The sequence below is a fragment of the Bradyrhizobium vignae genome (assembly GCF_004114425.1).
Lineage (GTDB): Bacteria > Pseudomonadota > Alphaproteobacteria > Rhizobiales > Xanthobacteraceae > Bradyrhizobium > Bradyrhizobium vignae.
This window is the reverse complement of record NZ_RDQF01000026.1, coordinates 69,425-89,696: the sequence shown is the minus strand read 5'-3', so window position 1 is coordinate 89,696 and position 20,272 is coordinate 69,425. Positions and strand designations below refer to the sequence as shown.

17 protein-coding genes and 1 pseudogene are annotated in these 20,272 nt (G+C 65.9%); 11 read left to right on the top strand and 7 right to left on the bottom strand.

Annotation, left to right across the window (positions count from 1 at the left end; genetic code table 11):
* Positions 1-175: 175 nt before the first annotated feature.
* Positions 176-1,060 (bottom strand): metallophosphoesterase family protein, encoded by an 885-nt coding sequence (locus EAV90_RS22190; RefSeq protein WP_129144660.1) that lies wholly within the window; start codon positions 1,058-1,060, stop codon positions 176-178.
* Positions 1,061-1,152: 92 nt separating this feature from the next.
* Here EAV90_RS22190 and EAV90_RS22185 point away from each other — a divergent pair, with 92 nt between their 5' ends.
* From EAV90_RS22185 to EAV90_RS22175, 3 genes and pseudogenes are all read left to right on the top strand, one after another.
* The gene (locus tag EAV90_RS22185) at positions 1,153-1,644 is read left to right on the top strand and encodes an NUDIX domain-containing protein (protein WP_122404854.1); all 492 of its coding nucleotides are present in this window, start codon (positions 1,153-1,155) and stop codon (positions 1,642-1,644) included.
* Between the two features lie 416 nt (positions 1,645-2,060).
* Positions 2,061-3,001: pseudogene (locus tag EAV90_RS22180) on the top strand (glycosyltransferase family 2 protein).
* 95 nt (positions 3,002-3,096) lie between these two features.
* Positions 3,097-3,612, top strand: coding sequence for a GNAT family N-acetyltransferase (locus tag EAV90_RS22175; RefSeq protein WP_129144659.1), 516 nt, complete (start codon positions 3,097-3,099; stop codon positions 3,610-3,612).
* A gap of 249 nt (positions 3,613-3,861) precedes the next feature.
* Here the strand turns inward: EAV90_RS22175 and EAV90_RS22170 are convergent, their stop codons facing one another.
* From EAV90_RS22170 to EAV90_RS22145, 6 genes are all read right to left on the bottom strand, one after another.
* Complete coding sequence (locus EAV90_RS22170; RefSeq protein WP_129144658.1) at positions 3,862-6,237, bottom strand: TonB-dependent receptor; 2,376 nt, start codon at positions 6,235-6,237, stop codon at positions 3,862-3,864.
* A gap of 147 nt (positions 6,238-6,384) precedes the next feature.
* Entirely contained in the window at positions 6,385-6,783 is a 399-nt protein-coding gene (locus tag EAV90_RS22165) for a DUF2946 family protein (RefSeq protein WP_129144657.1), read from the bottom strand.
* Positions 6,784-7,139: 356 nt separating this feature from the next.
* Entirely contained in the window at positions 7,140-9,203 is a 2,064-nt protein-coding gene (locus EAV90_RS22160) for a hypothetical protein (protein WP_129144656.1), read from the bottom strand.
* A gap of 7 nt (positions 9,204-9,210) precedes the next feature.
* Positions 9,211-12,021 carry a DUF4159 domain-containing protein gene (locus tag EAV90_RS22155; protein WP_129144655.1) on the bottom strand — a complete coding sequence of 937 codons (2,811 nt, stop codon included), beginning with the start codon at positions 12,019-12,021 and terminating at the stop codon, positions 9,211-9,213.
* Positions 12,018-12,962: a DUF58 domain-containing protein gene (locus EAV90_RS22150; RefSeq protein WP_129144654.1), complete on the bottom strand. Its 945-nt coding sequence runs from the start codon at positions 12,960-12,962 to the stop codon at positions 12,018-12,020. The genes EAV90_RS22155 and EAV90_RS22150 overlap by 4 nt, the downstream gene beginning before the upstream one ends.
* Positions 12,962-13,960 (bottom strand): AAA family ATPase, encoded by a 999-nt coding sequence (locus tag EAV90_RS22145; RefSeq protein ID WP_122404845.1) that lies wholly within the window; start codon positions 13,958-13,960, stop codon positions 12,962-12,964. Before EAV90_RS22145 ends, EAV90_RS22150 begins: the two co-directional genes overlap by 1 nt.
* A 271-nt stretch (positions 13,961-14,231) precedes the next feature.
* Between EAV90_RS22145 and EAV90_RS22140 the strand changes: the two genes are divergently transcribed.
* The 8 genes from EAV90_RS22140 (at position 14,232) to EAV90_RS22105 (ending at position 20,122) form a co-directional block, all read left to right on the top strand.
* Positions 14,232-14,843 carry a DUF1285 domain-containing protein gene (locus EAV90_RS22140; RefSeq protein ID WP_129144653.1) on the top strand — a complete coding sequence of 204 codons (612 nt, stop codon included), beginning with the start codon at positions 14,232-14,234 and terminating at the stop codon, positions 14,841-14,843.
* Positions 14,840-15,535, top strand: a complete 696-nt coding sequence (locus EAV90_RS22135; RefSeq protein WP_129144652.1) for a CoA pyrophosphatase — start codon at positions 14,840-14,842, stop codon at positions 15,533-15,535. Before EAV90_RS22140 ends, EAV90_RS22135 begins: the two co-directional genes overlap by 4 nt.
* The gene (locus EAV90_RS22130; RefSeq protein WP_129144651.1) at positions 15,532-15,795 is read left to right on the top strand and encodes a DUF6111 family protein; all 264 of its coding nucleotides are present in this window, start codon (positions 15,532-15,534) and stop codon (positions 15,793-15,795) included. Before EAV90_RS22135 ends, EAV90_RS22130 begins: the two co-directional genes overlap by 4 nt.
* A gap of 10 nt (positions 15,796-15,805) precedes the next feature.
* Positions 15,806-17,062: a CCA tRNA nucleotidyltransferase gene (locus EAV90_RS22125; protein WP_129144650.1), complete on the top strand. Its 1,257-nt coding sequence runs from the start codon at positions 15,806-15,808 to the stop codon at positions 17,060-17,062.
* Complete coding sequence (locus EAV90_RS22120; RefSeq protein ID WP_129144649.1) at positions 17,059-17,829, top strand: sulfite exporter TauE/SafE family protein; 771 nt, start codon at positions 17,059-17,061, stop codon at positions 17,827-17,829. Before EAV90_RS22125 ends, EAV90_RS22120 begins: the two co-directional genes overlap by 4 nt.
* 144 nt (positions 17,830-17,973) lie before the next feature.
* Positions 17,974-18,306 (top strand): MmcQ/YjbR family DNA-binding protein, encoded by a 333-nt coding sequence (locus EAV90_RS22115; protein ID WP_122404839.1) that lies wholly within the window; start codon positions 17,974-17,976, stop codon positions 18,304-18,306.
* Positions 18,307-18,802: 496 nt separating this feature from the next.
* On the top strand, positions 18,803-18,979 hold the full coding sequence (locus EAV90_RS39605) for a hypothetical protein (protein ID WP_160118873.1): 177 nt from the start codon (positions 18,803-18,805) through the stop codon (positions 18,977-18,979).
* Between the two features lie 693 nt (positions 18,980-19,672).
* Complete coding sequence (locus tag EAV90_RS22105; protein ID WP_122404837.1) at positions 19,673-20,122, top strand: GNAT family N-acetyltransferase; 450 nt, start codon at positions 19,673-19,675, stop codon at positions 20,120-20,122.
* Positions 20,123-20,272: the final 150 nt, after the last annotated feature.

Below are 20,272 nucleotides of genomic sequence, written 5' to 3'. Positions count from 1 at the left end.
ACTCGATCTGCGCGCGCCATCCTACGTGCTCCACGGTCGGGACGAAGAGCTGGCCTGCAATCGAACAAAGAGCTGAACAAACCGCCTTGACACACCAAATCCCCATGTGAGCAATCCAGACTGCCTCCGCGGAGAGATTCCTGGATTGCTTCGCTGCGCTCGCAATGCCAGCAAATCAAATCAACCGTGTGTGCTTGATCTGTCCGATCTGGAATCCAGCCCCGAGGCTCCGCACCGTCTGCTCGCAGCGCCAGCCGGCATTGTCCTTCTCGATTCTGAACAGATTATACGCCGCCGCCGGATAGCGTCCGTGCGCGAGCGCGGAGGCCGAGGGCACGCCGAGCGCTGGAATATTGCCCTTGGGGCCTTCGACCCATATCGTCGAATGAACGTGGTCGTGCCCGTGCAGGACCAGCTCGACGCCATGACGCTTCAACAGCGCCAGCAATTCCGGCGCGTCCGTCATCCGCTTCTGGCGTGCGCTGGACTTCAGCGGATGATGCACCAGCAGCACGCGGAAGACGTCCTCCGTCGCGAGCCGTTCGAGGACGTCCGCGAGCGAGGCGAGCTGATCGCGGCCGAGCGTGCCAGTCGCCATCAGCGGCAGGGTCGGCACCGCCGTGGACAGGCTGATCAGCGCGAGCGGCCCGCGCCGGCGCACCGCGGGGAAGGCCGCGGCGCCGGGTGTATCCGCGGCGATGTAGTGCAGGAACGTCTCGCCGAAGCGATGACGCGTCGCGCTGACATAGGCGTCGTGATTGCCGGGAATCGCGGTGACGCGGTCGGGCGGGCCGACGCTCTCGAGCCAGGCCAGCGCCGGCGCGAATTCCGCCTCCAGCGCGAGGTTGACGAGATCGCCCGTCACCGCGATGTGGTCGGGCGCCTGCGCCTTCATGTCGGCGACGAGCGCGTCGAGAACCTCGCGGCGCTGGTACTTGTGGCGGTTGCGCGTCCAGTTGACATAGCCGAGCGCGCGCTTGCCGGCGAGCTCGATCAGCCGCGGCTTCGGCAAAGGCGCCAGATGCGGGTCGGACAGATGGGCGAGCGTGAAGGGGGCCATGACGCGCGATTGCCTCGCTATTGCTCCGCTGTAATGGCAAGGTCGCGAGGAACGCGCAAGCAGGGCCTGAAATGGGGCGGCAAGGAAGCCTGATGGGAGAACGTCTGAACCGGGTCCGACGGAAGTTCGAGCCGTTGCTGCGGCGGATCTTCCACGTCTATTTCCTGCTCGTCCGCGGCATGACGCTCGGTGTCCGCGCCGTGGTGCTGGATGCCGACAACCGCGTGTTCCTGGTCAGGCACAGCTACGTCAGCGGCTGGTATCTGCCGGGCGGCGGCGTCGATTTCGGCGAGGCCATGGAAGAGGCGCTGCGGCGTGAGCTCAAGGAGGAGGGCGATATCGATCTCACCGGCGAGGCGGTCCTGCACGGCATCTTCCTCAACAGCCACGTCTCCCGCCGCGACCACGTCGCGGTCTACGTGGTGAGGCAGTTCAGGCAGGATCGGCCGCCCGAGCCCAACCGCGAGATCGTCGAATGCGGCTTCTTCGCCATCACCGCGCTGCCCGAGGGCACCACGCCCGGCACGCGGCTGCGGATCGCGGAAGTGCTGGATGGCAAGCCCCTGATTGCGACGTGGCGCTGAGGGCGGCCTGTGCTAAAGCATGATCCGGAAAAGTGCGAAGCGGTTTTCCGGAAAGATCATGCGTAGATAACAAGCTAAAGCGCGATGACGATTCATCCAAATCTCATCGCGCATAGAGCGAGATTTGGTTCACTCGATGCGAGCCAGGAATTCAAGGCACCTCTCCCCGCCGGGGAGAGGTGGACTGGATCCGCGGCTCGAGTAACGCGCCCCAAAGGCCCTTCGGATACTGGATGAATTCCATCGTCAACCTCGGCTTCTTCTTGAGCCATCCGATCTTCACGCCCTATTACATCGTGCCCGATCGCGATGCTTTCCCTGTGGAGCACCGCGTTCGCCTGGCTGATGCAGCAGGAACAGGCACGGCAGGCTGCGCCGCTCGGGCGCGAGCCGACAAGCCTCGGAGTGCCGTCGCGATGACCTCAACGCAACTTCGCATCGCCGTGCTGGTGCCCTGCTACAACGAGGAGGCGGCGGTCGCGACCGTCGTTGCCGATTTCCGCAAGGCGCTGCCCTCGGCGGAGATCTACGTCTACGACAACAATTCGCGCGCCGGACCGCCGCGGTTGCGCGCGAAGCCGGCGCGATCGTGCGCAGCGAGCGCCGGCAGGGCAAGGGCCACGTCGTGCGCCGCATGTTCGCGGACATCGAGGCCGACGTCTATGTACTGGTCGACGGCGATGCCACCTACGATGCGCCGAGCGCGCCGCGCATGATCGACAGGCTGCTCGACGATCATCTCGACATGGTGGTCGGCCTTCGCGTCGATCAGGTCCAGGCCGCTTACCGGCTCGGCCACCGCACCGGCAACCGCATGCTCACCGGCTTCCTGTCGTCGACCTTCGGTTACGCTTTCAAGGACATCCTGTCCGGCTATCGGGTGTTCTCGCGCCGCTTCGTCAAATCCTTTCCCGTCCTTTCCGACGGTTTCGAGATCGAGACCGAGCTCGCGGTCTATGCGCTGGAACTGTCGCTGCCGGTCGCCGAGGTCGAGACGCCCTACTACGCACGCCCTGAAGGCTCGTTCTCGAAGCTCAACACCTGGCGTGACGGATTTCGCATCCTCGGCACCATGCTGAAGCTCTACCGTTCGGAGCGGCCGTTGCGCTTCTTCACGGTGATCGGGATCCTGTTGGCGCTGGCTTCGATCATTCTCGCGATCCCGATCGTGATCACTTTCATCGAAACCGGCCTCGTGCCGCGACTGCCGACCGCCGTGCTGTCGATGGGCCTGATGATCATGGCCCTGCTGTCGGCGTCGTCGGGGCTCGTGCTCGACACGGTCACGCGAGGGCGGCGCGAGATGAAGATGCTGGCCTACCTGTCCCAGCCGGCATTGAAACGGGATGCAGGTTGAGCAAGCCTGCAGCTCGCCCCGCTGGGAGCTGTGAAGCCAGGCACTGACACCGCCCATGGACCTTCGCATGCGCAAGTGCTACTCCGCGAATTGACATGAACGATCTCTCACTGACCATCCTTCCCGAAGCCGCCGGCGACGCCCAGGCGATCGAGCGGCTGCACGAACGTACCTTCGGTCCCGGCCGCTTCGTGCTGAGCGCCTATCGCATTCGCGAGCACGTCGATCATCTGCTCGAACTGTCCTTCACCGCCCGCATCGGCACGCTGCTGGTCGGCTCGGTCAGGCAATTGCCGATCCTGATCGGCGACACGCCCGCGCTGTTGCTCGGGCCGCTCACCGTCGAGCCGCCGTTCCGCGACCGCGGCATTGGCCGTCTGTTGATGGAGCGCGCGCTGAAGGACGCCAGGGAAAAAGGTCATCGCCTCGTGCTCTTGGTCGGCGACGAGCCCTATTACAGCCGCGTCGGCTTCAAGCCGGTCCCCAAGGGCCGCGTCACCATGCCCGGCCCCGTCGACGCCGCCCGCATCCTGGTGTTCGAGCTCGTCGACGGCGCCTTCGAGGGCGTGTCAGGCCCGGTCGGCCCCGATTGGAGCAAGGCGCGAGGGTAGCTGCTAAGTCCGTAGATCCTACCGGTGACGGGTGGTCAGGGGTGAGTTGAGCCTACGACCACCAACTCACCCGGAGGATCGATCAGGCCGTGGATTGGAAGCACGGCGGCGCCTCATCTTCCATCATTGCGAGCGTAGCGAAGCAATCCAGAATCGTTCCGCAGAGGCGGTCCGGCTTGCTTCGTCGCAAGAGCTCCTCGCAATGACGGTGTATGCCGGAGCCCTTTTGGGCCCCGGCACAAGCAACGCTCAGAACTTGAAGTTCGCGAACGCCCTGACGCCGATGCCGGGCATCAGCACCTGGTCCTTGGTGTAGGACACGGAGTTGCGGATGTTCTCGTTGAGGAGATTGTTGCCGACGAGGCCGACCTGCATCTCGCGCGCGCCGAAGGCGTTGGGGTTGAGCTTGGTCTTGTAGCTCACCTCCGCCTTCAGCAAATTGTAGCCAGCCGTCGGCGTCTCCGCGATCACGGCGACGTTGTTCTGCGCAAAGGCGTGCAACAGGTTGATCCGCATCAGCCAGTTGTCGTCGCGCCAGAACACCCCGCCACCCATGCGCACCGGCGGAATCCGCGGCACGTTGGTGCCGTCGCTGAAGGTGGCGCGGACCACGTCGAGCTGGTTCTCGATGCCCCAGATGCCGCCCTGGAACGCACCGATATCGAGCTGCGACTGGAATTCGCCGCCGCGGAAATTGGCATTGCGTTGCGAATAGACCGCCTGGTTCAACTCGGCGCCCGGACTGCCGCATGAGGCGAAGTCGCCATCGCACATCACCCCGGTGAGGCGGCGATAGATGAAATTGTCGAAATGCGTGTAGTAGACGGTCGCTTCGAAGCGGAGCGGTCCCGTCGCCTTGCGCACGCCGAGTTCGACGGACTTGGCGGTCTCTATCGTGAGGTTCGGATTGCCGATGTCGAAGGTCGCGGTCGCATCGTGGCCGCCGCGCGAGAACAACTCGGCCGGTTTCGGTGCGCGCTCGACATATTGCGCGGTGATGCTCCCGACCATGCCGCCGGGCAGATCCTGCAACAGGCCGATGCTGCCGCTCTTGGGCGTGAAGGACGGATTGCGGACGACGCTGGTTTGAGGGCTGCCATCGGGCAGGAAATCCGCCGGGAAATCCGGCGTCGACCCGTGCAGCTCGACATGCTCGATGCGGCCGGCGATCTGCGCTCTCGTCTGTTCACTGAACTTGAACTCGTTGAAGGCGTAGCCGGCAATGCGGTAGTTGCGGTTCGGGTCCCACAATCCGTTGAACAGCGAGCCTGGATCGTCCGGACTCGGCGCTGTCAGCTCCTGATGGCCTGCCTGAAAGCCGAACGCAGTCGTCACCTCGGCAAAGCGTGCATTGAACGGCATCAGCTGCGTCTCGACGCGGATCTCCTCTTCCCGATTGGTGAAGGTCTGCCGGACGCCATCGGTCGTCGGATCGGTGGGATCGGCGAGACCCAGCTCGTTGTGACGGTAGTTGGTGGCGCCGGCCCAGAAGCGGATCGTGTCGATCGCGGCGCCATCCGGGCGATATTCGCCCTTGACGTTGATCTTGGTTTGATGCGCATCGATGCGGGTCTGGTGATCGGCGCCATCGATGCCGGGGATATGATAAAGCGAATCGTTCTGCGTGATCGATGCGCCGATGAAGCCGCCCGTGAAAATGTAGGACCCGCCGATCGAGGCGCCATCCGAGCGCGTCGCCGAGTTCGGCTGGCGATTGCCGACTGGCCGCGTCTGGTCGAACAAGTATGGATAGCTCGGAATGTAATAGTCGGACGTCGTTCGCCCATAGGCATCGGCGTGGAACGCAAAATTGCCGCCGCCGGTATCGAGCAGCACGCCGCTTTCGACGCCACGATCGACCGAGCTGAACGCGGTGCGCGTCTCGGCGGTGACGCAAGGCGAGGTCGCGGCGCTCGCGAGGGGCGCCTTGGTCGGCAGGCCATAGGTCTGGAAAGACGGTGCGCAGGAGGGCAGCGCATCCGGAATCCGGTTGTTGGTGGCGCTGACGACGCCGCCGATCGAGGTCGAGCCGTAGCGCAGCGCCGCCGGCCCGCGCACCACTTCGACCTGGTTGGTTGCGAGCGTATCGATCGGAACGAAATGATCCTCGCCGAGATCGGAGGCGCCGCCGGAATTGGTGCCGTTCTCGACGATACCGACGCGGTTGACGTCGAGACCCCGGATGATCGGCCGGCTGGAGGCGCCAGGCGCAAAGCTCGAGCCGGTGATGCCGGGCTTTGAGAACAGGAGATCGCCGAGCTGGCCGCCGCCCTCGCGGCGGATCTCCTCATTCGGCACCACGGTGACGGTGGCGAACTGGTTGGTCACGATTGGCAGCACGCCTTGCTGAGGCGCGGCCGTCGCGGGCGCGGCCGTCGGTGCCGGCGTTGCTTCCGCGGTGCGCTGCTGGCTGCGCGACCGCCCGGTGCGCGCGACACGGACCGGGCTGCGGGTCGGCACGACCCTGCGCACGATCGGGCTCGGCGCCGTCACGGTGACGGCCGGGATCTCGGTCGAGGATTTGTCCTGCGCCGAGTTTTGGGCAAGCGCAGGTGTGGCGGCGGCGCCGAGCAGGAGCAGGCTGGCTCCGCCAAGGCGCTGCGCGCGTCGCAATTGAAATGACATGGTCCTGATTCCAGTCAGGCGCCGTCCGGATGATGCTCTGCTGATCGGAGGCGGCCTGCCGTCGCAGCGCGACGGAATTCGACTTCAACTTTTCCCGGACGATCGCCTGAAACGGCGAACTCGGGCGTGATCACGTGATGCTGGGAGTCAGGATGCAGGAGGGGCGCGCGGCTGGAACGCCATGCCGGCCGATTTCAGATGGATGAATTCGGCGTCCGTGGTGCGGTAGAGCAGCTCGATCGCTTGCGGCAGCTGCAGAAGCGGCGGCGTCGCGAACAGGACCGTGCCCGCCATCGCGACGACGGCGCAGATGGCACAATTGTCGTCGACCGGCTGCTCGCGGTCGGGGGCAGAGGGCGATTGCTTCTGGACCGCCGCACGGTCGACCGAGGCGACCGACTTGGCGCCGTCCGTCTGCTGGAGCGAGGTGAGGGGGGCGGCCTGTGCGAACCAGTGGCTATGGCCGAAGGTCAGCGCGAATTGCACCAGCATCGCGAACAACGCGAGCCGGGCACCGTGCCTGATATGCGACCGGGCCCACTTCATCTGCAAACGCCACCCCACATCGCGAGGCGCCAAACCCTGACGTCGCGACGTTACAATATAACATCGCGCGATCGGCTAAGGGATGTCAACGGTGGGCGGGCTCACTGACGTGGGCCAGCCTCGCGATGTGTCATTCGGGCAACTAACGCCTGCAGCCATCCTTCGAGACGACCGCTTTAGACGGGTTCCGCAGGATGAGGGCGGAGTGGATGGCGACAGCTTCAACAGGGCGCGGTGTTGCTTGGCCTCATGAGGAGACAGCTGGAAGCGGTCGTCTCGAAGGACGAGGCGTGCGGTGAGGCGGTGCCAAAGGTCATATGCGATTGTCCTCGCGAGGCGAGTCTCATCCGCCTTGTTCACCGCCCCTCGCGGACCCAGGTCGCGGCGAAGGCGCCGAGCAGCAGCAGAAGGCCGATCAGGCCGGCGAAGATCGGCAGCACGCCGACGCCCTTGACGACGCTGGCGTCGCGTATCCGCACGCCCATCCAGCCGTCGCCGGCAAAGACGCTGGCCGAACGCACGGGCAGGATGCGCGGCAGCTCGACGCTGGAGCCACTGGCGACGCGCACGGCGTTGCCGCCCGTTGCCTGTGTCAGCGGCTTCAAGGTATCGACGGTGGAGGTGACTTCCGAAAACTCCTTCGGATTGGTCGGGCCGACATTGATCAGCGCCTTCAGCGTGCCGTCGGTGGCCTGCCACAGGCCGAGCTCGTTCGCCGGCAGGCTGGCGCGCCACTCGCCGGGATCGCCGGGGCTCAGTGTCAAATCGTGCGACACGCCCGACGGCGAGGTCACGCTCACCGGCTGGACGCTGTCCGCCATGGTCTGGCGCACCACGACGAGATCTTTGCCCTGCGCCTGGAGGCGCAGCGCTTCTTCATCGAGGTCCGGCTGCTTCATCAGCCAGTGCGACATCCGCCTGAGCAGATCGAGATGCGGGCCGCCGCCTTCATAGCCGCGCGCCCACAGCCAGATGTGGTCGGAGAGCAGAAGCGCCACGCGCCCCTCGCCGAAACGCGACAGGAACAGCAGCGGCTTGCCATCGACGCCGGTCATGACCGGCGGGTTGACGGCATTGCGGGTATCGACGGTGCGGAAGAAGCGGCTCCAGCGCGGCGGCTCGCTGGCGGAGCCCTCGAGGCCGCGCGTGACGGGATGGCGTTTGCCGATGTCGGAGAGATGCGCATAGAACGGCTTCTCGGTCACGCCGACCGGCTCGGCCGGCAGCACCGAATCCAGTGGCGTGCGCCAGATGCTGGTGTTGGAGGCATAATCGGGGCCCGCCGAGACCAGCACCGCGCCGCCCGCGCGCACGTAACGCGCGATGTTGTCGAAATAGGCGATCGGCAGCACGCCTTGGCGGGCGTAGCGGTCGAAGATGATCAGCTGGAATTCGTTGATCTTCTGCTGGAACAATTCGCGGGTCGGAAACGCGATCAGCGACAATTCGTTGATCGGCGTGCCGTCCTGCTTCTCCGGCGGACGCAGAATGGTGAAGTGCACGAGATCGACGCTGGCGTCGGATTTGAGCAGATTGCGCCAGGTGCGCTCGCCGGAATGCGGCTCGCCCGAAACCAAGAGCACGCGCAGCTTGTCGCGCACGCCGTCGATCGCGACCACGGCGCGGTTGTTCACCGGCGTCAATTCGCGTTCGAGCGGCGAGGCCTCGATCTCGACGATGTTCGGGCCGGCATGCTTGATGTCGACGTCGACGCTGGCGGCCTGGCCGCTCGAGAGCGTGCGCTCGTTGATGACCTCGCCGTCGCGGCGGACCGTGACCCTGGCGCGCTCGCCCGTGACGCCCTGGTCATCGAGGCGGTAGCTGATGGTCTGGGTCTGGCCGACGATGCCGAAGCGCGGTGCGGCGGTGATGTCAATGCGGCGGTCGCGCTCGTCCTTCTGTCCGGTGATCAGCGCGTGCACCGGCGCCTGGAAACCGAGCGCGGCAACGTTCGCGGGAATGTCGTGGACGCGGCCGTCGGTGATCAGGAACGCGCCGGCGACGCGGTCGACCGGCACGTCCGACAAAGCCGAGGCGAGCGCGCCGAACAGCTTTGTGCCGTCGGTCTCGCCGTCGGCCTGTCCGGCATCGACGACGCGCACTTCAAGGCCTTTGATCTTCTTCAAGGCATCGACCAGCGCTTCCTGCGCAGCTGCGGCCTCGCGATTGCGGTTGCCGAAGTTCTGGCTCGGGCTCTTGTCGACGACGATTGCGGCGACCGAGGTGAGGGGATCGCGGTCCTCGCGTGTGAAGGAGGGATTGGCGAGCGCCAGCAGGAACAGCGCCAGAGCGGCCACGCGCACCGCAGCGCCGCGCGCCCGCGCCACCAGCAGCAGAAGCGCGATCACGACGATCGCGGCCAGCGCGAGCCACAGGACGATCGCGGGAACGAGCGGCGTGAATGCGATGCCGTAATTCATGTCGATCCTATTGCCCCAGCCGTTCGATCAGGGCCGGTGCGTGCACCTGGTCGGCCTTGTAGTTGCCGGTCAGCGTGTACATCACGATGTTGGCGCCGGCGCGGTAGGCGAATTCGCGCTGGCGGCTGTCGCCTCCGGTCACCGGCAGCATGGCCTGTCCGTCGGGCCGCACGGCCCAGGCGCCGGCAAGATCGTTCGAGGTGATGATGATCGGCGAGACGCCGTCGCCGCCGCGCGCCGGCCGCTGCGCGCTGTCCTCGTCGTCTTCGCGCGGCAACGTTTCGACCCAGGTCTGGCCGGCGGTGAAGCGGCCGGGGAAGTCGCGCAGCAGATAGAAGGTCTTGGTCAGCACGTGCTCGCGCGGCACCGGCTCGAGCTCGGGCACGTCGAGCGACGACAGGATCTCGCGCAGGGTCTGCATGCCCGGGGTCTGCGACGCGCCGTTCGCGCCGGGCGGCGCCTCGATCGCGTCGCGGGTGTCGAACAGCACGGTGCCGCCCTGCTTCATGTAGGCGTCGATCTTGTTGATGGCTTCATGCGGCGGCTTCGGTGCGCCCGGCACGATCGGCCAGTAGATCAGCGGGAAGAAGGCGAGCTCGTCGCGCGCGGGATCGACGCCGACGGGGTCGCCGGCCTCGAGCGCCGTGCGCTGGGCCAGGAACAGCGTCAGCCCGTTCATCCCCGCCTTGACGATGGAATCGACGTCGGCATTGCCCGTCACGACATAGGCGAGGCGGGTCTGCGACACCGCTTTCATCGCGAACTCGTCGGATACGCCGTCGGCGCGCGACGGCGTCGGCGCGAGCGATGCAAACCCCGCGAGCAAGGCGAGCACGATCATGGCGGGTGCGGCGCGGCGGCGCAGCAGCGCGGCAATCCCGCCGCCGATCACCGCGACGATGATGGCGTCGATCAGGAACAGTGCAAGCGAGGTCGACAGCAGCCAGCCGCGCAAGTCGCGCGGCTCGGCATTGGTGTAGGTGGCGTGCCGGGCGCGGAGGCCCGCGGTGTTCAGGGCCGCGATGCGGTCGGCGCTAGCAAGCGTGTTCACGGCGAGCGGTCCTTCTGCCGGACCATAGAAGCCGGGCGGATGATCTGAGGTGGCGCGGTCGCGATAATCCGCGGCCAGCGGCTTTGCAGTCGCAGGCGGCGGGCCGAAGGCGCCGAAACCGTCGAGGATGTGCAGCGGCGCCACCGTCTCGGTGGTCGCTTCGCTGGCAACGCCGGCGCCGGGCTTGGTGGTGTAGCCGGACATGTCGACCACACGCCTCAGCATTTCGACGAAGATGCCCGACATCGGCAGATCCGACCAGCGCATGTCCGCGCTGACGTGGAACAGGCCGACGATGCCCTTGCCGCGATGCTCGCCGGTGACGAGCGGCGTGCCGTCTTCCAGCGAGGCCCAGCTCTTGGTGGCGAGCACGGCGTCGGGCTCGGCCAGCACCTGCCGGCTCACCGTGACGTCCTTGGGCACCGCGACGCCCGCAAACGGGCCATCGCCCGCGAAGGCGGCGAGATGCTGCGGCTTCTCCCAGGTCAGGCTGCCGCCGAGCGTGCGGCCGCCCTTGCGCAGCTTGACCGGCACCAGATCGTCCTCGGCCTGCGCCAGCCTTGGCCCCGCAAACCGCACCAGCACGCCGCCCTGGTCGATCCAGGCATTGAGGCGCTCGCGCAGCTCAGGCGCGATCGTGCCGACATCGGCGAGGATGATCATCGGCAGCTTCTGGTCCAAAAATTGCGTGATGCCCTGCTGCGGCGAGCCCTTGTCGGCGAGCCTGACGTCGGCGAACGGCGCCAGCGCGCGAGTGAGATAGAAGGTCGGCGCCAGCAGCGGCTGCGCGGTCTCGCTGGTCGAGCCCGAGACGATGCCGACGGCGCGGCGGCGCCAGCGCTTGTCGAGCAGCTGCACCGCGCCGGCGGAGCGCTCGCCCGAGATCTCGAGCCGCGTGATGTCGTTGCGCAGCTCGACCGGCAGATCGAACGAAGCTTCGGTCTCCATGTCCTGCGGACCGAACGAATAGCGGGCTTCGCCGATCGGCGAGGCCTTCTGGTCCAGTGCGCGCACGGTGCCGACGGCGATGCCGCTGTCGGTGCGCAGCACCTTCACCGTCATCTTCGCCGCGGCGTTCTCGGCGGCGACCAGGGCCAGCGGCGAGGAGGTGCCGCCTTCGAACACGGTCAGGCTGCGATCGCCGATGGTCTTGCCGAGGCCCGCCACGAAGTCCTCGCCACGGCCGGTGTCGACGCCGTCGGACAGCCAGGCGATCTCGCAGTCGCCGGTGACTTTGAGGAAACGCTCGACCGCAGCCAGCGTCTCGATGCGATCGACCGAATAGGGCTTCGGCGCGAGTTGCCGCAGCGCGACGCGCGCCGCCCCCGCCGGCATCAGGGTGATGTCGCGGTTCGGCTCGGACAGCGGCACCAGCGCAATGGCGCGGCGGTCGTTGTCGGCATTGGCGATCAGCTCGTCGGCGGTCCTGATCCTGACGTCCCAGTGCGAGGCGGCGCTCCAGCCGTCGTCGAGCATGATCATCAGCGGCGCCTTGCTGCCGGCGAGGCCGGTTTGCGGATTCCAGATCGGGCCGGCGGCGGCGAAGATCACCAGCGCGGCGGCCAAGAGGCGAAGCGCGGTCAGCCACCACGGCGTCCGCGATGGCGTTTCTTCCCTTGGCGCGATGTCGAACAACAGCCGCGTCGGCGGAAACTCGATGCGGCGCGGCCGCGGCGGCATCACGCGGAGCAGCCACCACAGCACGGGCAGGCTGACGAGGCCGATCAGGAGCAGCGGTTGAGTGAAGGCGAGCGGCAATCCCATCATGCGGCCGGCCCCGCCTTGATCGTCGTGGTGCGGGCGCCCGACTTGCTCACCTGCATGCCCGCATGCAGGAACAACAGCAGCTCGGCGGCCGAGCGGTCCGTCGCGTGCGTCGTGAACAGCCAGTCGAGCTTGTTGGTCTCGGCACGGATCTGGTCGCGATGCAGCGCGAGCCGCGCGGTGTAGTCCTGAACCCAGCTCTCGGCGCGGCCGGCGGTGATCACGCCGAAGCCTTCGGGCTCGACGAACTCGACGCGGCCGGAATAGGGGAACGATTCCTCGGCGGGATCGACGACCTGCACGATCGTGCCATGCGCGCCGGAGCCGGAGAGCCCTGAGAGCATCGTCCTGATCTCGGAGATCGGCGACCAGAAATCCGACAGCACGATGATCTCGGCCAGCGCGGCCGGAACGAAGGACGGCGGCAGGCTCAGCCGGTCGGCATCGTCATGCAGCATCGCCTGCGCCATCTTGTCGATGACGGTGCGGCTTGCGGTCGGCGCCATCAACCCGGGAATGCCGACGCGCTCGCCGCCGGCGACGAGCAGCTCGGCCAGCGCGAAGGCGACGATCAGCGTCCGCTCGAGCTTGGATTCGCGCGCGCTCTTCGAGGCGAAGGCCATCGAGGGCGAGCGGTCCGGCCAGATCCAGACCGTGTGCGAGGCTTCCCATTCGAGCTCGCGGACATAGAGATGATCGTCGCGCGCCGAGCGGCGCCAGTCGACGTTCTGCGCCGGCTCGCCCGAGACGAAGCGGCGGTACTGCCAGAAATTTTCGCCGGACCCGGCGCGGCGCCGTCCATGCAGGCCGTGGATGACGTTGGCGGCGACGCGGCGGGCCTCGAGCACCAGGCGCGGCAGCGAAGCGGCGAGCGTGCGGCTTTCGCCATCGGCACGTCGGATCGCCAGTGTCTCCTTCGCTGCGTGCCCGTTCTCTGCTGCCATCAACCGATCCGTGTCTTCAATTGCCGGATCACGTCCGGAATCGTGCGGCCTTCGGCGCGCGCCTGGAACGTCAACGCCATGCGGTGCTTCAGCACGGGTTCGGCGAGGTCGAGCACGTCGTCGACCGACGGCGCGAGGCGTCCGTCGATCAGCGCACGCGCGCGCACCGCCAGCATCAGGGATTGGCTGGCGCGCGGGCCGGGTCCCCAGGCGATGAACTTGCCGGCTTCGCCGGCGTCCGGACCCGGGCGGGCCGAGCGCACCAGCGACAGGATCGCCTCCACGACGGAATCGCCGACCGGGAGGCGACGGATCAGCCGCTGCGCGGTGATCAGCGCATCGGGCGTCATCGCGCCCCTGGCCAGCGTCTCCTCGGCGCCGGTGGTCTCGAACAGGATGCGGCGTTCGGCATCGCGATCGGGATAGTCGACGTCGATCTCCATCAGGAAGCGGTCGAGCTGCGCTTCCGGCAGCGGATAGGTGCCTTCCTGCTCCAGCGGGTTTTGCGTCGCGAGCACGTGGAACGGCTTCGGCAGATCGTGGCGCGCACCGGCGACGGTGATGTGCTGCTCCTGCATCGCCTGCAAGAGCGCCGATTGCGTGCGCGGGCTCGCGCGGTTGATCTCGTCGGCCATCAGCAGCTGCGCGAACACGGGACCGGCAATGAAGCGGAAGGCGCGCTTGCCCGTGGTGCTCTCGTCCAGCACCTCGGCGCCGAGGATGTCCGACGGCATCAGGTCGGGCGTGAACTGGATGCGCTTGGCATCGAGACCGAGCGTGACGCCGAGCGTCTCGACCAGCTTGGTCTTGGCGAGACCCGGCACGCCGATCAAGAGCGCATGGCCGCCGGAGAGGATGGTGACCAGCGTGTTCTCGATCACGCGATCCTGACCGAAGATGACGGAGGCGATCGCGTCCTTGGCCGCGCGAATCTGGCTCGACACCTGCTCGGCCGAACGGACGATCCCGTCCTCGAGTTTCTCGACACTCTCCGCCATTCGTTCGCTCCTTCAGCCTGCCACGCGGCTTGCTTGCATCGTCAGGTCAGCACGTCACGTCAGGTCATCACGTCAGGTCATGGGCCCTATGCTAGACTTGCAGGAAGGCCATGTATTCGTTGAATTAACCTATCCCCACCTTATCGGCTTCGGGGTATGTACGGCATCACGAAGTGGCGACCTCCACACCGGGCTATTCCGGATGGAACCGCACACCCGAGTTCAACGTAGATCTGCACCAATCGTGCCAATCACAAGGTCAAGGCAAACCATGGCGAACCAAGGGCAGAGCGCCGATCGCGGTCTTGAGGGGCTGACTGCCGCCGCCAAAAGCGCTGCCAATGCGGAAGGCGCCAAAAAGGACCTGCCGCCGGTGCATCTGTGGAATCCGCCGTTTTGCGGCGATCTCGACATCCGAATCGCGTCCGATGGTACTTGGTTCTATCTGGGGACGCCAATCGGCCGTCCTGCCTTGGTCCGGTTGTTCTCGACCATCCTCAAGCGCGAGGGCGACAAGCATTTCCTGGTCACGCCGGTCGAGAAGGTCCGCATCCGCGTCGATGATGCGCCGTTCATGGCGGTCGAGATGCAGAAGGACGGCGAGGGCCATCATCACGTGCTGCGCTTCCGCACCAATGTCGATGACTGGGTCACCTGCGATGCCGCGCACCGGCTGCGCTTCGAGCAGGCGCAGGATGGCGGGCTGACGCCCTACTTGCACGTCCGCGCCGATCTCTGGGCCAAGGTCACGCGCGCGCTCTATTACGATCTGGTTGACATGGGCGAGGAGCGGATGGTCGATGGCCAGCCGATGTTCGGTGTCGAGTCGGCCGGCGAATTCTTCGCCATGGCCGATGCGGAGCAGGTGAGGGCCGCGCTTTGAACAAGCCTATCCCCAAGAGTGAGGTTGAGAGCGAGGCTGAGGGTGATCCCGCCATCTTGGGCGCGGCGGATTTCTTCGCGCGCTCCAGGGCGCGGCTCGGCTTCGACGTGCCGCCCGGCCTCTACGATCCAAACATCATCCCCACCTCGGGCGATCCCGGCACCGACAAGATGCTCGAGATCATCGCGCGCGAGCAGCCGGTGCGCCCCGCAGCGGTGCTGATCGCGGTGGTCGACCATCCCGAGCCCACCATCCTCTTGACGCAGCGATCGGCGCATCTCAACGACCATGCCGGCCAGATCGCGTTTCCCGGCGGCAAGATCGACGCGACCGATGCCTCGCCGCTCGATGCGGCGCTGCGCGAGGCCGAGGAGGAGGTCGGGCTGTCCAGAGACTTCGTCGAGCCGCTCGGTTATCTCGATCTCTACGGCACCGCCTTCGGCTTCCGCATCCTGCCGACGGTGGCGAGGGTCAGGCCCGGCTTTTCGCTCACCATCAACCATTCCGAGGTTGATGATGCGTTCGAGGTGCCGCTATCCTTCCTGATGAACCCGGTGAACCACCAGGTGCACAGCAAGGAATTCCGCGGCATGGCGCGGTCCTACTACGCGATGCCGTTCGCGGAGCGCTACATCTGGGGGGCGACGGCGGGAATGCTGCGTGTGCTGTATGAGCGGATCTATTCATCATGATCCGGACGGTTCTGACCGAGATCGGAATCTTCCTCATCCCCTTTGCCGTCTATGCGCTGTTCCTGGCCGCCACGCGCTCCGGCCTGTTCGTGCAAACGTCATGGCCGGTCGCGATCGTCGCGCGTCTTGCGCTGGCGGCGATCGTGCTGGTGATCGCCGGCCTGATCGGCCTTGCGCATTTCTCCGGCGCGCCGCCGGATTCGACCTACATCCCCGCCCATATCGAGCACGGCAAGCTCGTGCCGGGCGTGGAAAAATAGGGACCGATTGATGAGCGCGGAGCCTTTACTTGCCCATGCGCCCTGGCTGACCGCAGGCGGGACCGCGCGTGTCCTGGCGCTGCTCGGCACCGATGGCGAGGAGGCGCGGGTGGTCGGCGGTGCCGTGCGCAATGCACTGCTCGGTCTTCAGCCTGGTGACATCGACATCGCGACCACGGCGCTGCCGGAGGAGGTGATGCGGCGCGCCAAGGCCGCCGGCATCAAGGGCGTGCCGACCGGCATCGACCACGGCACCGTCACGCTCGTCATCGACGGGCACCCCTATGAAGTCACGACGCTGCGCGAGGACACCGAGACCTTCGGCCGCAAGGCCAAGGTCGCCTTCGGCCGCGACTGGGTGAAGGATGCCGAGCGGCGCGATTTCACCATGAACGGCCTATCGGTCGATGCGAGCGGTCTCGTCTACGACTATGTCGGCGGCATCGCGGATGCCAAAGCCCGTCGCGTGCGCTTCATCGGCGATCCCGATCAGCGCATCGCCGAGGATTATTTGCGCATCCTGCGTTTCTTCCGCATCCACGCCGCCTTCGGCGCCGGCGAGCCCGACCGCGACGGCTATCTCGCCTGCATTCGCCGACGCGCGGGCCTTGCGAATCTCTCGGCCGAGCGGGTGCGCATGGAGATGCTGAAGCTGCTGGTGGCCGGCGGTGCAGCCGCGGCCGTGCTGGCCATGGCCGAGGGCGGATTGCTGCAGGCGTTGACCGGCGGCGTGGTCTACACCGGCCCCCTGGCGACGATGATCGCGATCGAGCGCGAGCTCGGCCTGCCGGCAAGCAGCACGCGGCGGCTGGCCGCGCTGACGGTCGCCGTCACCGAAGATGCCAAGCGCGTCGCCGCGCGCTTGCGGCTCACCAACGCGGAAACCAAGGCGCTGGATTCGATGGGCCACCGCTGGTGGCGCTTGGCCGCCAAGGACGAGGCCGATGCGCGGCGTTTGCTCTATCGGCTCGGTGCGGAGCGCTACCACGATCGCGTCTTGCTCGGCTGGGCGCGCGCCGCCGGCGAGGTGCGTTCGCCGCGCTGGCGCGCGCTGGCCGAGCTGCCGCAGCGCTGGACTGCGCCGAAATTTCCGCTGAAGGCCGCCGACTTCATCGCGCGCGGTCTGGCCGAAGGACCCGCGCTCGGGCATGTGTTGACACTCGCCGAGGACGCTTGGCTTGCGGCGGATTTTCCACTAGAGCAAGCCGCGCTCGCTGCCATCGCCGATCAAGCTGCGGCTCGCATCAGCCGCGACGAGAGAACGTGACCATCGTCTCGGGCTTCGCCGACATCTCGATTTTCCAGCTCCTGCTGGTCGCAACGGTGGCGTTGTTTGCTTCGATCATCGGTGGTCTCGCCGGCTACGGCACCGGCGCCCTGATGCCGCTGGTGCTGGTGCCGCTGGTCGGCGCCGAGCCCGTGGTGCCGATCATCGCGATCTCCGCGATGCTGACCAATGCGAGCCGCGCTGTTGCCTATGTCCGCTATGCCGACCGCCGTCGCGTGCTGATCGTGCTGGCCTGCGCGACGCTGACCACCGCGCTCGGCGCCTATGGCTACACGCGCCTCACCAATGCCGGTGCGGCGCTCGTGATCGGCACCATGCTGATCCTGAGCGTGCCGCTGCGCCGCGTGCTCCGCCGCCGCCAGGTCAAGATCGGCGACGGCGGCCTCGCCGCCGGCTCGGTCGGTTATGGTGTGCTGGTCGGCGGCACCTCGGGTTCAGGCGTGATCCTGCTCTCGCTCCTGATGGCGGCCGGCCTCGAAGGTGCCGCCGTGATCGCGACCGACGCGATGATCTCGCTCGGCACCGGCCTGATCAAGATCTCGGTGTTTGGCCTCGCCGGCGCCGTGACGGCGCAGGTGCTCGCCTTCGCGCTGCTGATCGGCGGAATTGCGATCCCCGGCGCGTTCCTCGCCAAGGCTTTCGTGGAGCGGATGCCGGTGCATATCCACACCGCGATCCTGGACGTCGCGGTGATCACGGGAGGGCTGGTGATGATCTCGGCGGCGGCGAGGCAGCTGATCGCTTAGATTGACGTTTGCAAGTGAAGAGTGGTCGGCTCTAGCCTCGGTGGCGGACATCTTCGGCTCATGCGCGCAGGACGGCTTTTGACCCCGTGTTAAAAGCCACGACTCGGCTAGAATATCGGGGAGCTGTTCTTTCACGAGGTGCCGATGGCCACGGGCGCAGACCTTCGCCGCATAGCCCTGTCGCTGTCCGAGACGACGGAGGCCCCCCACTTTGATCGCGCCGCTTTCAAGGTGGCCCGGATCTACGTGACCCTCGCCGCCGACGGCAAGACGGCCAACTTCAAGTTCACACCGGACGAGCAGGAGCTCAAATGCGTCGTGGCGCCGGAGGCGTTCGCTCCGGTACCGAACGCTTGGGGCAAGCAAGGCTGGACCACGGCAACACTGGCGAAGCTGACACCGGGCGAGCTGAAGTCGGCACTTGAGACAGCGTGGCGCCACGCTCTACCGAAAGCGCGGAAGTCCAAACGCGACTGAGCAGTGCTTGTCCCTTAGAATGCGCTGAGACGGCAGACTTGTCGGACACCGTTCGCTTCCAACCGAAGTGGAGAGGCAATGACATCTGATGGTATTGCTCCAGTCTCGGGTTCAAGAACTGACGTCTTGCGTCAGGACGTGTGCCGAGGCTGCCAAATTTGGTGGCTTCATCACAAGATTTGACACATCGAGCAAATCGTAAAAGAGCAAAATCGGCAAAATCGAACAGCCCGCGCTGCACCGGCCGCGCGGGCTTTGCTATGCTGTCGTGAATAATTGGGGCGCTATGCATGAGGCTGGGCTGAAACCGGGCCGCTTGTGGCAACGCAAGCGCTCCGGATGGTCCGTTCGCCTCGTTTCAGGGTACGATCGAATGCGACGAACTCGGACACTCGTTCGACAGAGGCCGGACCTTGTCCGCGCCGGCCGCCAATTTCGTGTCTGCCCCGCCGAAAAGGAGTAGAGTGTCCCAGGGTCACATCCGAGGAGCAGCACCATGATCCAACTCCCCGAGCTGGTTCCCGCCAGGATCGACCGGCATGTCTTCGCGATCATGCCCAACACGATGCCGCCTCGAGATCCTGATGACGATGAAGACGATGAAGAGGAAGAGCAGGACGATGAGGACCAGACCGACGAACCGCCGGTCGTGCGCGAGCCGGACGAGGACTAGGCGGGACGTTTGGACGTAACCTGAGCTTCGGTGGGTGCGATCCCCGGCTTGCGTGCGGCGCGCTGGCGCGTCCGGCGATCGTCAAGTCGATCTGATTCCGAGAGCAGCGGGCAGGCGCTAGCTGCACCAAGCTTCTCGGCGCAGCAGTCCGTCGGCGTTCGCGGGTAGAGGAGGTGAGCATGACTCTCATATGGCTTGGCGTGCTCCTCGTTTTCGGCGGCGTTCTCCAAATGGCGTTTCAACCCATCTGGCGAGGCCGATTCAGCGGCGGAAGGTGGCTTCGCTCCGGGCGTGACACGCTGGAGCCTGAAAGGCCAGGCAGCGGCTTCGGCATCAAATCGAACTGGCCTGGAGTTGCGATGGTCGCGCTCGGCGGCGCTTTCTTGCTGGCCGGAGCTGCCATCTGAGTTGAAACGCATGTTTCGGGCGTTGCCTGTTATCTGCCGCGCCAATGTGCCAGCGCGCAGGTTATGGTGTCTGATTGAGATCGATTTTCCGGCATTGAGGGCAATACAACCTAAGCTTACGATGACCCGACACTCCCGAGCCCAGTGCACGGGATTCAATCCGCAGATCTTTGATCGCATTCAACAACAGCGGGGCCAGTCAGTTAGAAAGCTCCCGGCCTCTAGTGATTATCCTATCTGACCGTGACCGGTGAGACACTGTCCCCATTTTTGTGAGATCTACGAAATGCACGAAGCCATTGTCCGCTCTGCCACTCAACTCGATCTGGCCGGAGTGTTGAACCTCTACCAACACCTTCATCCGCATGAGCCTCCGCTGGAAACGATGAAGGCTGAGCGCGTTTGGAAGACCTTGCTTACTTCCGACTTCATGACCGTGATCGTGGCGCAAACAGCAGAACTGCTTGTATCCTCGTGCACTCTCGCGGTTGTGCCGAACCTTTCTCGGGGCGCTCGATCATACGGGGTCATTGAAAACGTGGTGACTCACGCTCAGTACCGCAACCTGGGGCTTGGCCGGCGGGTTCTTGCATACGCGCTTGATGTTGCCGCGCGCGCCGATTGCTACAAAGTCCATTTGGCGACCGGTTCGAAGCGAGAGACGACGTTACGGTTCTACGAGAGCGCCGGGTTCGATCGTGGGGAAAAAACCTACTTCGAAGTGCGACGTTCCTAGCCTGTGGTGTCATAGACGAGAACGGCAAGCTCGGGCCGGCATGACTTCCGTTGTTGGCCCGAAGGCGAAGATTGCGGCGAATGCCCGCAAGCCATCAATGGAGACGGGATGGGACATTTGCGGAGCCGGGGCCGGCTCGCCGCGATTGGC